16 protein-coding genes are annotated in these 12,239 nt (G+C 65.6%); 12 read left to right on the top strand and 4 right to left on the bottom strand.

Annotated elements, in window-relative coordinates:
- Window positions 1–4: 4 nt before the first annotated feature.
- A complete protein-coding gene (locus A9D14_RS03855; RefSeq protein WP_066843077.1) occupies window positions 5–1,015 on the bottom strand; it encodes a polyprenyl synthetase family protein in 1,011 nt (336 codons plus the stop codon).
- Window positions 1,016–1,162: 147 nt separating this feature from the next.
- Here A9D14_RS03855 and A9D14_RS03850 point away from each other — a divergent pair, with 147 nt between their 5' ends.
- Window positions 1,163–1,480 (top strand): chorismate mutase, encoded by a 318-nt coding sequence (locus A9D14_RS03850; RefSeq protein WP_066843074.1) that lies wholly within the window; start codon window positions 1,163–1,165, stop codon window positions 1,478–1,480.
- A 96-nt stretch (window positions 1,481–1,576) separates the two neighbouring features.
- Window positions 1,577–2,002, top strand: coding sequence for a DUF7674 family protein (locus A9D14_RS03845; RefSeq protein ID WP_083987613.1), 426 nt, complete (start codon window positions 1,577–1,579; stop codon window positions 2,000–2,002).
- 76 nt (window positions 2,003–2,078) lie between these two features.
- Here the strand turns inward: A9D14_RS03845 and A9D14_RS03840 are convergent, their stop codons facing one another.
- Complete coding sequence (locus tag A9D14_RS03840) at window positions 2,079–2,597, bottom strand: sterol desaturase family protein (protein WP_066843069.1); 519 nt, start codon at window positions 2,595–2,597, stop codon at window positions 2,079–2,081.
- Between the two features lie 95 nt (window positions 2,598–2,692).
- Here A9D14_RS03840 and leuC point away from each other — a divergent pair, with 95 nt between their 5' ends.
- From leuC to A9D14_RS03790, 10 genes are all read left to right on the top strand, one after another.
- Window positions 2,693–4,144 (top strand): 3-isopropylmalate dehydratase large subunit, encoded by a 1,452-nt coding sequence (gene leuC, locus A9D14_RS03835; RefSeq protein WP_066843068.1) that lies wholly within the window; start codon window positions 2,693–2,695, stop codon window positions 4,142–4,144.
- A 4-nt stretch (window positions 4,145–4,148) separates the two neighbouring features.
- Window positions 4,149–4,682: a DNA-deoxyinosine glycosylase gene (locus A9D14_RS03830; protein WP_066843067.1), complete on the top strand. Its 534-nt coding sequence runs from the start codon at window positions 4,149–4,151 to the stop codon at window positions 4,680–4,682.
- Between the two features lie 99 nt (window positions 4,683–4,781).
- Window positions 4,782–4,952 carry an isopropylmalate isomerase gene (locus A9D14_RS03825; RefSeq protein ID WP_087910452.1) on the top strand — a complete coding sequence of 57 codons (171 nt, stop codon included), beginning with the start codon at window positions 4,782–4,784 and terminating at the stop codon, window positions 4,950–4,952.
- 80 nt (window positions 4,953–5,032) lie between these two features.
- Window positions 5,033–5,635 carry a 3-isopropylmalate dehydratase small subunit gene (gene leuD, locus A9D14_RS03820; protein ID WP_066843066.1) on the top strand — a complete coding sequence of 201 codons (603 nt, stop codon included), beginning with the start codon at window positions 5,033–5,035 and terminating at the stop codon, window positions 5,633–5,635.
- Window positions 5,636–5,666: 31 nt separating this feature from the next.
- Window positions 5,667–5,990, top strand: coding sequence for a DUF1476 domain-containing protein (locus A9D14_RS03815; RefSeq protein WP_066843065.1), 324 nt, complete (start codon window positions 5,667–5,669; stop codon window positions 5,988–5,990).
- A 2-nt stretch (window positions 5,991–5,992) separates the two neighbouring features.
- Window positions 5,993–6,226: a BolA family protein gene (locus tag A9D14_RS03810; RefSeq protein ID WP_066843063.1), complete on the top strand. Its 234-nt coding sequence runs from the start codon at window positions 5,993–5,995 to the stop codon at window positions 6,224–6,226.
- Window positions 6,227–6,266: 40 nt separating this feature from the next.
- A complete protein-coding gene (gene grxD / locus A9D14_RS03805; RefSeq protein WP_066843061.1) occupies window positions 6,267–6,596 on the top strand; it encodes a Grx4 family monothiol glutaredoxin in 330 nt (109 codons plus the stop codon).
- 18 nt (window positions 6,597–6,614) lie between these two features.
- Window positions 6,615–7,397 carry an NUDIX hydrolase gene (locus tag A9D14_RS03800; protein WP_066843059.1) on the top strand — a complete coding sequence of 261 codons (783 nt, stop codon included), beginning with the start codon at window positions 6,615–6,617 and terminating at the stop codon, window positions 7,395–7,397.
- A gap of 192 nt (window positions 7,398–7,589) precedes the next feature.
- On the top strand, window positions 7,590–10,418 hold the full coding sequence (locus A9D14_RS03795; protein WP_066843057.1) for a TonB-dependent receptor: 2,829 nt from the start codon (window positions 7,590–7,592) through the stop codon (window positions 10,416–10,418).
- 29 nt (window positions 10,419–10,447) lie between these two features.
- Window positions 10,448–11,524 (top strand): phytase, encoded by a 1,077-nt coding sequence (locus A9D14_RS03790; protein ID WP_232468755.1) that lies wholly within the window; start codon window positions 10,448–10,450, stop codon window positions 11,522–11,524.
- Window positions 11,525–11,666: 142 nt separating this feature from the next.
- On the opposite strand, the gene A9D14_RS19770 is transcribed toward A9D14_RS03790, so the two are convergent.
- Complete coding sequence (locus tag A9D14_RS19770; RefSeq protein WP_185883882.1) at window positions 11,667–11,816, bottom strand: hypothetical protein; 150 nt, start codon at window positions 11,814–11,816, stop codon at window positions 11,667–11,669.
- A 169-nt stretch (window positions 11,817–11,985) separates the two neighbouring features.
- Window positions 11,986–12,144, bottom strand: a complete 159-nt coding sequence (locus tag A9D14_RS19315; protein WP_157668127.1) for a hypothetical protein — start codon at window positions 12,142–12,144, stop codon at window positions 11,986–11,988.
- Window positions 12,145–12,239: the final 95 nt, after the last annotated feature.

The following is a 12,239-nucleotide window of genomic DNA, read 5'->3' as shown; positions in this document are numbered from 1 at the left end:
AGCATCAGAAGCGGCGCGCCACCGCGAATTGCACCGCCTCTATCATCGCGGCGCGGGCCGGATTGGCGGGAAAGCCCGAGATCGCGTCGATCGCGCGATTGGCGAAATGCTTGGCCCGTTCGCGCGTGTCGTTCACCGCGTCGTGCCTGGCGATCAGCGAGATCGCATGGGCAAGGTCTTCGTCCGACGTGCGCTTGCCGCTCATCGCCTCGCGCCAGAACGCGCGCTCGTCCTCGGACCCGCGGGCATAGGCCAGGATCACGGGCAGCGTCATCTTGCCGTCGCGGAAATCGTCGCCCTTGTCCTTGCCGCTTTCGGCGACTTCGGAATCGTAGTCGATCGCGTCGTCGACCAGCTGGAACGCGATGCCGAGGTTGCGGCCGTAATCGTCGAGCGCCTGCTCGATCTTGGCATCGCGTTCGGCGACCACCGCGGCAATGCGGCAGGCGGCGGCGAACAGCGCGGCGGTCTTCGCGCCCACGATCTGGAGATAGCGCTCCTCGCTCGTCTCCAATTGTCTTTGGGCCGTCAGCTGGTCGACCTCGCCCTCGGCGATGATCGCGCTGGCGCCCGACAGGATCTTGAGCACGCGCAGGCTGCCATCCTCGGTCATCAGCTCGAAACTGCGCGAGAACAGGAAGTCGCCGACCAGCACGGCGGCGGGATTGCCGAACACGACATTGGCGGCCTGCTTGCCGCGGCGCATGTCGGATCCGTCGACGACGTCGTCATGCAGCAGCGTGGCGGTGTGGATGAACTCGACCACGGCGGCCAGCTTGTAATGGCGCGCGCCTTCGTATTCCAGCAGCGCGGCGCTGGCGAGGGTGAGCATCGGACGCATCCGCTTGCCCCCGCCCGCGATCAGATGGCCTGCAAGCGCCGGAATAAGCGGGATTTTCGACTGCATCCGATCGAGGATGATCGCATTGACATGGTTCATGCCATCGGCCGTCAGGGCAAGGATGGGCGCGAGGGAAGCGTCGCTTCGCGGGAGGGTATGGACAGTCGCAGTCACGCGGTCTCCCTAGTGGCCCGGGGTGCCCGATGGCAAGCACCAAGTTCGCACTTGCGGCGATGGGAAAGCCGGCCGAAAGCTGCGCGCAGGCGGCCGATCGCGCAAAGAATTTGCGTGAAAGGCCCCCTGCATTATAGGGCGCGCATCATGACCGACGAACGCACCATGGACGAAGCCGCGCCCGATGCGGTGCTGGCCGCCTTTCGCAAGAGCATCGACAATATCGATGCGGCGCTGATCCACATCCTGGCCGAACGCTTTCGGATCACGCAGGCGGTGGGCGAATACAAGGCGAAGGCCGCCCTGCCCCCCGCCGACCCGACCCGCGAGCAGCGCCAGATCGAACGCCTGCGCGCTTTGGCGGCGGAAGCGGACCTGGATCCGGAATTTTCGGAGAAGTTCCTGCGCTTCGTGATCGACGAGGTGATCCGGCATCATGAGCGGGCCGCGGCGGCGAAGGGTTGATTGCTGAGGCGGCGGCTTTTGCGGGTTTCTGGCCGAGAGCGGACTTTCCGGTAACGACCGATTGCTGACTCGCAGGTGAGCCGTCAAACTAAGCCAATGATCGAACGCGATGAAATGTTTGCACCGATGCTTGAGGCTGACCCGTCGTTCAGTGGCCAGTGGCAAGCGTTCCTAGCTGACTACTCAGACGAGCCACAGTTGCCGCGATACATCGCGTTGGGCGACCTTGCGAGGCACCTGATCGACCGAATGCGTCGAGGGGACATTTCGAACTTCGACAAAGTCTTTGAAGTCGTCGAGCTTTGGCACATCGAGGGGGACGAATATGTGCAGGAGGCTGCGACAATCGGGTTCTTGGAGAGCATACAAAATCATCTAGGCGGCAACGACCGATTTAGAGGTGATGGCGGCGTTCATGCATCGGACTTCGATCCCTACCTTGGCCCGGAAACCCGCAAATGGTGGGACAAGCTTTATCGATTTTGGGAAGGCGACTCTTCGGCGTTGAGGTTCGATATTTAGCGGCAGCTATCCACCCCGTTCCGGTCATCCGATCAACTTTACCCAAGCACCTGAAACCTGCCGCAGCAGCGCGGCGCTAAACCCCCGCGCCTTCGCGCAATACCGCCCTGCCAGCTTCGCGCTGGGCCTTCAGGTCGCGTTTCAGGGCTGCCGGGCTGCGCGCGATGACGAAGCCGAAGCTGACGCCGCCTTCCTTCGACTGCGTGGCGTGGTGGAGGTGGTGGGCCTGGACCAGCCGTTTCAGATAACCGCCGCGCGGGACGTAGCGGAACCAGCGCTGATGGACGAGGCCGTCGTGCACCAGCGTGTAGATCACGCCGTACAGCAATATGCCCATGCCGATCCATGTCGCGGGCTCCCACGCCGACGCGCCCATGACCAGCGGGCTGCCCAGCGCGAACATCGCGATGCTCATGGCTGCGCCGACCAGGGCGTAGAGATCGTTCTTTTCGAGAAAATTGTCGTGCCGTTCGTGGTGGTCGCGGTGCCAGCCCCAGCCCCAGCCGTGCATGATGTACTTGTGGCTGGCCCAGGCGACGCCTTCCATCGCGGCGCAGGCGGCAAGCGTGATTGCTATCTTGGCAAGGATCGACATGTCGGCCCCGCTCTACTCTCACCGGGCCGCGGAGGCAATTGCACACGGCTGCGGGCTTGCAATGTTACCGATGGCAGAGCAAATGCGCGTGCATCATGACCGACACGCCCCGCACCCTGTACGAAAAGATCTTCGACGCCCATGTGGTGGAGCGCCGCGACGACGGCACCTGCCTTGTCTATATCGACCGCCACCTCGTCCACGAGGTGACGAGCCCGCAGGCGTTCGAGGCGCTGCGCATGGCGGGCCGCACGGTGCGCCGCCCCGATCTGACGCTGGCGGTGCCCGACCACAACCTGCCGACCACCGCGCGGCGCAACGATGCGGGCCAGCGCATCCCCATCGCCGATCCCGCCAGCGCGCAGCAGCTGGCCGCGCTGGAGGGCAATGCGCCTTCGTTCGGGATTCGCTATATTGGCGACGCGGACAAGGAACAGGGCATCGTGCATGTCGTGGGGCCGGAGCAGGGATTCTCTCTACCGGGCGCGACCATCGTGTGCGGCGATTCGCATACGGCCAGCCACGGCGGGCTGGGCGCGCTGGCGTTCGGGATCGGCACCAGCGAGGTCGAGCATGTGCTGGCGACGCAGACGCTGCTGCTGAAGCGGTCGAAGACCATGGAAGTGCGCGTGGAGGGCGAGCTGGCCCCCGGCGTGACCGCCAAGGATGTCGTCATGCATATCATCGGCGTGACAGGCACGGCGGGCGGCACCGGCCATGTCGTCGAATATCGCGGCAAGGTGTTCGAGGGCATGAGCATCGAGAGCCGCCTGACCGTGTGCAACATGGCGATCGAGGGCGGCGCGCGCGCGGGGCTTATCGCCCCGGACGAGACGACCTTTGCCTATCTGAAGGGCCGCCCGATGGCGCCCAAGGGTGCCGACTGGGACAAGGCGCTGGCATGGTGGAAGACGCTGCCCACTGACCAGGGTGCGGTGTTCGACAAGACCGTGGTGATCGACGCCGCCGACATCCAGCCAACCGTCACCTGGGGCACCAGCCCCGAGGATACCGTCGCGATCACCGGCAGCGTGCCCGATCCCGCCAGCTTTGCCGATCCGTCGAAGCAGGCCGCGGCGCAGGCCGGCCTCGACTACATGGGGCTGGAGCCGGGCATGAAGATGACCGATATCGAGGTGCAGAACGTCTTCATCGGCAGCTGCACCAACAGCCGGATCGAGGATCTGCGCGCCGCCGCCGCCGTGCTGAAGGGGCGCAAGAAGGCCGCCAATGTGACATGGGCCATCGTGGTGCCCGGATCGGGACTGGTCAAGCTGCAGGCCGAGGCCGAGGGGCTGGACAAGATCTTCACCGACGCAGGCCTCGAATGGCGCGAGCCGGGCTGTTCGGCCTGTCTTGGCATGAACCCCGACAAGGTGCCCGCGGGCGAGCGCTGCGCCTCGACCTCGAACCGCAATTTCGTGGGTCGTCAGGGTCCGGGGTCTCGCACCCATCTGGTCAGCCCCGCGATGGCGGCGGCGGCGGCGGTGACGGGCCGGCTGACCGATGTGCGCATGCTGGGCGCGGCGGAGACGGAACCGGCGTGATCGCATGGTGAGCCAAGACGCAGCCGCCCTTCGCAAGACCGGTTTCGCGCCGGTCGTGAATGCCGATACGCGGCTGCTGATCTGCGGCAGCCTGCCGGGAGACCGCTCGCTGGCCGAGGCGCGCTATTACGCGCATCCGCAGAACCGGTTCTGGCATCTGCTTGGCGGCGCGGCAGACATCCCCGACCTGCCTGCCCTGCCCTATGACGAACGGCTGGCCGCGCTGCTTTCGCGCGGCATCGGGCTTTGGGACGTGGCGGCGAGCGGGCGGCGCGAGGGGAGCCTCGACACCGCGCTGCGCGACGTGGAGCGGACCGATCTGCGCGGGCTGGCGGGCATCCTGCCCGACCTGCGCGCGGTCGCCTTCAACGGCAGCGCCGCCGCGCGGATCGGGCGGCGGGCAATGGCGGGAGCAGGCGGCATCGCGCTGGTCGATTTGCCTTCCTCCAGCCCGGCCTATTGCGCGATCACGCCGGCGGAAAAGCAGCAGCGCTGGATGGTGCTGGCGCGCCATCTGGACCAGGGGCGGGAGCGGTGAATAAAATCGCCCTGCGCCCTTGCGTTTCACCCCGTGCAGGGGAGATAGGGCGCTGGCGGGCGAGAGGCCCGAAACGGACACAGAAAGACGGATAACGTCATGAGCGAAGACAACAGCTGGACTTCCAAGGCCGCCATGGCAGGTGCCGCGATCGGATCGGCCGCATTGGCGGCGGCGGTCATGTACGCCTCGCGCCGGATGGAGCGCGCGAAGAAGAAGGACAGGCCCGCCGCTTCGGTCCCCTCGGGCGAGAATCCCGAGACCGATTGATCGCAGCCGATCGCACCGGCACGCAGGCGCGCGCATTCGGACGTTGAGCCGCGTGCGGCTTCGCCATATAGGCTGAATCCATGGACAAGATTGACCGGATCGAAGGGCGGGCCATCCCGTTCGGAGCGAAGAACGTCGATACCGACGTCATCATCCCCGCGCGCTGGCTGAAGACCATCACCCGCGAGGGGCTGGGCGAAGGCGCGTTCGAGACGGTGCGCGCGAAGGACGGCAATGTCTTCGACGATCCGCGCTTCGAAGGCGCGCCGATCCTGATCGCGGGCGACAATTTCGGCTGCGGTTCCAGCCGCGAGCATGCCGCCTGGGCGCTGCTCGACATGGGGATCACGGCGGTGATCGCGCCCAGCTTTTCCGACATATTCGCGGGCAATGCGTTCAAGAACGGGATCCTGACCGTCGCGCTGCCGCAGGAGCAGGTCGACCGCCTTCTGGACGTGGCGGCGAGCGACGAGATCGCCATCGACCTTGAACATTGCACCGTCACCACGCCGTTCCAGGACCGCTTCACGTTCGAGATCGATCCGTTCCGCCGCCACTGCCTGCTGGAAGGACTGGACGAGGTCGGGCTGACCATGGCGCGCCAGGACGCGATTTCCGCCTATGAGGCGAAGGCCGCGGGCGATCTTTCGTTTCTTTCCGGTCCGCGCGACAAGGCGGCCTGACGACACCGTTTTTCGAAGAGGACTGACCACAATGACCGATTTCAACGACCGCCGCCGCGCCGAGGAAGCCAAGGCCGCGATGGACGAGGAAATGCTGTTCCGCGTGACCGCGCGCCGCAACCGGCTGGTGGGCGAATGGGCCGCCGGGCTGATGGGCCTGTCTGATGTCGAGACCGAGGCCTATCGCAAGGCAGTGGTCCAGGCCGATTTCGAGGAAGCGGGCGACGAGGACGTGATCCGCAAGGTGCTGGGCGACCTGACCAGCGCGGGCGTCGATACCGACGACGCGATGGTGCGCGCCGCGCTGGACGAGAAGATGATCGAGGCGCGCCGCCAGCTGATGAGCGAGAGCTGATCATGGCGATGCAGGCAGACGAGATCGAGCGCCTTATCCGCGATGCCATTCCCGATGCGGACGTCACCATCCGCGATCTGGCGGGCGACGGCGATCATTATGCGGCGCATGTGGTGTCGCCCTCTTTCGCCGGGATGACGCGCGTGAAGCAGCACAAGGCGGTCTATGATGCACTGGGCGGGCGCATGGGCGGGGAACTCCACGCCTTGCAACTGACCACCGCGGTTCCCAATTGACGATCACGACAATCTATTTTTGAAAATACCGGGAACCCAAATGTCCGACACCAATGACCGCATCAAGGATATCGTCAGCAAAGACGATGTCGTCCTGTTCATGAAAGGCACGCCGCTGTTCCCCCAGTGCGGGTTTTCCAGCCGCGCGGTCGCCATCCTCGAGCATTGCGGCGTGGCCTATGGATCGGTCGACGTGCTGCAGGACATGGAAATCCGGCAGGGCATCAAGGCCTATTCCGAATGGCCGACCATTCCGCAGCTTTATGTCAAAGGCGAATTCGTCGGCGGCAGCGACATCATGATGGAGATGTTCGAGGCCGGCGAACTGCAGACGCTGATGAACGAGCAGGGCTGCGCCAAGGCCGAATAGAGGAAGGCCGCGCGTCCGATGGAGCTTGATGACAGGCCCGATCTGGCGCAGCGGCTGAAGGATGCGATCCCAGCAGCGACGCTGATCGCGATGCGTCCTTCCGCCTCTGGCGGGCCGGACGAGATCCTTGTGGTCGAACGATCGTCCCGCCTGGCCTTTGCCGGCGGGATGATTGCATTTCCGGGCGGGCGCGTCGAAGCGGCGGACGGCGTGCTGGCGCAAAGGCTGGCGCCCGGACTGCCGCCGGCCGAAGCCTCCGCCCGCGTGGCGGCGCTGCGCGAAACCTTCGAGGAAACCGGCCTGCTGTGCGGGCTGCGCGGCGATGCCGACTTTTCCGAACTTGCGCGGGCGCGCGCCGAATTGCTGGCGGGTGCGGAGTTCGCAGCGCTGCTGGCGGATCGCGGCTGGGCGCTGGACCCGGCCGCGCTGATGCCCTTCGCGCGCTGGTGCCCGCCTGCCGAAATCGTGCTGGCGCGCCGTTTCGATGCGCGCTTCTATCTCGTGCAGGCACCCGCGGGTGCGCCCGTCTCTCCCGACCGGACCGAGAATGCGGCCAGCTTCTGGGCCAGCGCAGGCGCGCTGATCGAGGATGCGGAAGGAGGCAGGCTGAAGATCCTGGGCCCTACGCGCGCGACGCTGATGCGGCTTGCCATGGGCCGGGGGTTTGCCGACGCCAGGGCGAGCGCGCTTGAATTTCCGGTGCGCGAGATCCTGCCCGTCGTTCGCAGCGAAGGCGACGAGCGCTGGGCGGGCGTGCCCCCCGGCCATGGCTATCCCGACGTGGACTTCCGCCTGCGTTGAGGCCCCGGGACGACCCGCGCGATGATCCGCCGCTCGGGCCGCGAATATCATGCCCATGCGGCAATGCGGAAATATTGCTGCCTGTAACGCCATTGAAACGCAACTGTCGCGTGTCCGTCGCAAACACCCCCTAGCCGCTGCGCCAAGGGGGGCTTGGCATCCCCTGTCAGACACAAGGCTTCAGGGGGTCACATGAACCGCACATTCCGCACCGCGCTTGTCATCGGCAGCGCGCTTTCCGCCATCATCGCCGCGCCGCAGGCCATGGCCGCGGGCACGCTGGACGGGTCGGTCGTCGACGCGACCGGCACCCGCGCGCTGCAGGCCGCGCAGGTCACCATACTGGAACTGGGCCGCACCACCTCGACCGAGCGTGACGGGTCGTTCCGCTTTCCCGAAGTACCCGCCGGTACCTATACGCTGGAAGTCCGCTATGTCGGCGCGCCGACCGAGACGATCACCGTCACCGTTCCCGAAACCGGCACCGTGCAGCAGACCGTTGCGCTGGGCAGCGCGGACGATTCCATCCTGGTCGTCGGCCAGCTGGCGAACCAGGCCAGCGCGCTTTCCCGCAAGAAGGCGGCCGATACCGTGTCCGACGTACTGACCCGCGACGCGATTGGCCAGTTTCCCGACCAGAACGTGGCCGAATCGCTGCGCCGCCTGCCCGGCATCAACGTGCTGAACGACCAGGGCGAAGGCCGCTTCGTGGCGGTGCGCGGGCTCGATCCCAATCTGAACGCCACCTCGCTCAACGGCGTGCGGCTGCCTGCGCCCGAAAGCGACGTGCGCCAGGTCGCGCTCGACGTGATCAGCAGCGACATCATCGAATCGATCACGGTCAAGAAGTCGCTGACCCCCGACATGGATGCCGACACCATCGGCGCCTCGATCGAGATCGAGACCACCAGCGCCTTCGACCGCGAGGAAGCGCTCTATACCGCGCGGGTCGAGGGCAGCTATAACGAGCTGTCGAACGAGCTGACCCCCAAGGGCAGCTTCGATTTCGCGACGCGCGTGACCGAGGATTTCGGCGTGTCGGGCGGCATCAGCTATTACCGCCGCTTCTTCGAGACCGACAATGTCGAGGCGGACGACTGGACCGACAATGACAGCGCGATCTATCCCGAAGAGATCCAGTACCGCGACTATGACGTCGAGCGTACCCGCATCTCGGGCACGCTGGGCGCGGATTTCCGCGTCGGCGAGACCACCGAGCTGTATGCGCGCGGCGTGTGGAGCCAGTTCGACGACCAGGAATATCGCCGGCGCCTGATCCTGAAGGTCGAGGATGCGCTGGCCGTGGGCAATGGATCGACTGTCAGCTTATACGACGGTCCGCAGGCCCAGGGCGACGACGGCGAATACGAGCTGGGCGTCGAGCGCGACGGCAAGGACCGCTTTGAACGCCAGCGCATCTGGAACGTGGTCGTGGGCGGCAAGACCCAGCTCGACAGCGGATGGTTCGCCGAATATTCGGCCAGCTATGCCCGATCGAGCGAGAAGGAGGACGGGTCGATCGACCCCGCCGTGTTCGCGCGCGACTTTTCGGGCGACAGCCAGCGCATCGACATCGATTTCGCCGGGCGCGTGCCCACGCTGGACATCGCGGGCAACGGCCGGACATTCCGCGATCCGTCGGGCTACGAGCTGGACGAGATCGAATATACCGCGCTCTCCGATTCCGTGGATGACGAATATGCGGTGACGTTCGACGGTGGCAAGGACTTCTTCCTGGATGCCGGCACGCTGACGCTGCAGGGCGGCTTCAAGGGGCGCTGGCGCGAGAAGAGGTATGATTTCGACGTCGAGTTCTGGGAAACCGACGGGTTTACCCTTGCCGACGTACTGGGGGTCAGCACCTATCGCCTGGCCGCCATCGATCCGGTCCCCAATTACGACGGTGTCCGCCGTTTCTTCGATGCCAACCGCGACGCGTTCGAGCTGAACGAATTCGACAGCGGCGTCGACAGCGCGCTGGAGGATTATACCGCGTCGGAGGACATACTGGCAGGCTATGGCCTTGCCCGGTTCGAAAACAGCGCGCTGACCGTCATCGGGGGCGTGCGATACGAGCATACGTCGAACGATCTGGCAGGCAATCTGGTCACCATTACCGAGACCGAGGACGACGAGTTCTTCACCGTCACGCCGCAGACCGCCGAGAAGGATTACGGGTTCTGGCTGCCAAGCGTGAATGTCCGCTATGAAGCCGCGCCCGATCTGATCCTGCGCGCGGCGGGCTATCGATCGCTGGTGCGGCCGGGCCTGTTCCAGCTCGCCCCGCATGTCGAGCTGAACGAGGATGACGAGGCCGCCTTCGGCAATCCCGATCTTGAGCCCTACGAGGCATGGAACGGCGATCTGACCGCCGAATATTACATGTCGAGCAATGGCGCGATCACCGCGGCGGTGTTCTACAAGGACGTCAGCAATTACATCGCCGAGGTCGACGTGGACGAGCCGGGCGTGTTCCTGGGCACCGCGTTCGAGGAAGCGACCATCCCGATCAACGGCGAGAGCGCCGAGATCTTCGGCGTGGAACTGGGTGTCAGCCAGGCGCTGGACTTCCTGCCGGGCCTGCTGTCGGGCTTCCTGGTGCAGGCGAACTATACCTATACCGATGCGACCGGCCGCGTGCCCGATGGCGACGTCACCGACTTGTCGTCGGTCACCGACTACCGCGAGATCACCCTGCCCGCGACGTCGAAGCACACGCTGAACGGCGTGCTGGGGTATGAAAAGGGTCCGGTCAGCATCCGCCTGTCGGGCACCTATCGCGACCGCTATCTCGACGAGCTGGGCGGCGATCCGGAAGAGGACCGCTATGTCGACGATCACTTCCAGCTCGACCTCAGCGCGCGGCTGCGGCTGAACGAACAGGTCCAGCTCTATTACGAATGGGTCAACATCAACGACGCCAAATATTTCGCGTACAACAACTATGGCGGCCAGCGGAACCTGCTGCAGTACGAGGAATATAGCTGGACCATGAAGTTCGGCGCACGGCTGAATTTCTGATGCGGCGGGGACGGAACGGGAGCATGTCCATGAGCAATACGATCAGGGCCGGGGCCGCCATCGCCCCGGCGATCCTGCTGGCCGCCTGCGCGGGGGAAACGGTGTGGCCGCCCTCGCCCTGGCCGACGGGCAGCGTCACGGCGGCGGCGGAAACGGTGCCGGTGGGCACGGCCAATGCCGATGCCGCCGACGATCCGGCGATCTGGCGCAACCCGGCGGACCCGGCGAAGAGCGTGCTGCTGGGCACCGACAAGAAGGCGGGACTGTACAGCTATCGGCTGGACGGGACGGTCATCGATTTCGTGCCCGCGGGGCTGCTCAACAATGTCGACCTGGTCTCGCTGGCGGGTGGCACCGTGCTGGTGGCGGCCAGCGACCGGACCGACGCGGCCACGCCCGCCATCGCGTTCTTCACACTGGCGAGCGACGGGCAGCTGACGCAGGGCCCGCGTCTGGAGGTGGGTAGCGGCGGCAGCGGCGAGGCCTATGGCTTCTGCATGGCCGAGGCCGATGCGGCGGGCCAGCTGGCGCGGGCCTATGTCGTGACCAAGCAGGGTCCGGTGATCGAGGCGGTCATCGGCGGCACGGCGCAGGCTCCGACGATCCTGTCGACCCGCCGCTTCGCCATTCCCAGCCAGAGCGAGGGCTGCGTCGTCGATGGGCGCACCGACATGCTTTACGTGGGCGAGGAGACGGTGGGGATCCACCGCTTCGACCTGTCGCAAGCCTCTCCGGCGGGCGAGCTGGTCTCGCGCGCCGACGGCACCGCGCTGGTGCCCGATGTCGAGGGGCTGGCGATTGCGCCGGTCGGCAGCGACGGCGGCTATCTGATCGCATCGAGCCAGGGCGACAATGCCTATGCGGCTTTCGCGCTGCCCACGATGGCCTATGCCGGGCGGGTGCGGATCGTGGATGGCGGCGGGATCGACGGGACGGTGGAAACCGACGGCATCGAATTCGCGGCCGGCAGTTTCGGGCCCGGCTTTCCCGATGGCATCTTCGTTGCGCAGGACGGGGACAACGGGCCCGATGCGGATGGCAATGCCACGCAGAACTTCAAGCTGGTGCGCGGCGATGCGTTGCTGGCGGCCTTGCGGGGCGAATAGGGGGCGCCCTGCCCCGCCCCGGTTCCGGGACCAAATGTTAACGTGAAAACGGCCAGCGCTCCTTTGGGAGGCTGGCCGTTAAGCATTCGGTACTCTACGCTGCGGCGACGATGGATGCAAAGATCCTGCCATCAGACGGCGTTCAGCTGGCGCGGAACAGCTTCTGCCACAGGGTCGGTTCGTGCATCGGCTGCACGGCGCCGAACTTCATAAAGCGCTGAGAAGCATCGGAATAGGGACGCGGGAGAGTCCAGCGGTCGGGCGAACTGGTGCGGTAGCTTGGCGTATACATGGCTCGGGTTACCTCATGCAGATTGTGTCTTGTCGCTAGAAACCCTTAAGGTCACAAGTCGGTTCCCATGTCGAACCGGTTAACCATCCCTTTAAAGACGGAACGCAGGCGGCTGCCATCTGGCAAAGCGGCCTGGCTGGCCGTGCATCACGGTTAATCCGCGCGTTAATCATTTCGCGAGAAAAATTTGCGATTCGGCGCGGGACAGGCCGAAAATGATGGTTAATGGACTGCTTGGCCGCGAATCGCCCCATTTCGGCCATTCGGTGCCGGTCCGCATGGAATTTGCCCCTGCGGTGCCGGTTTCGCGGGGGCCAGCCATGGACATGCGCTGCCGATCCTGTATCGACAGCACCGTCGCGCCCGCGTCGGCGCATCGCCGGGTCGCCTGCCGACCTGTCCCAGAGGCCTGAAGTTCGATAG

Source organism: Croceicoccus marinus (genome assembly GCF_001661675.2).
GTDB lineage: Bacteria > Pseudomonadota > Alphaproteobacteria > Sphingomonadales > Sphingomonadaceae > Croceicoccus > Croceicoccus marinus.
The sequence above is the reverse complement of the archived record's forward strand: the minus strand, read 5'-3'. Positions and strand labels throughout refer to the sequence as shown.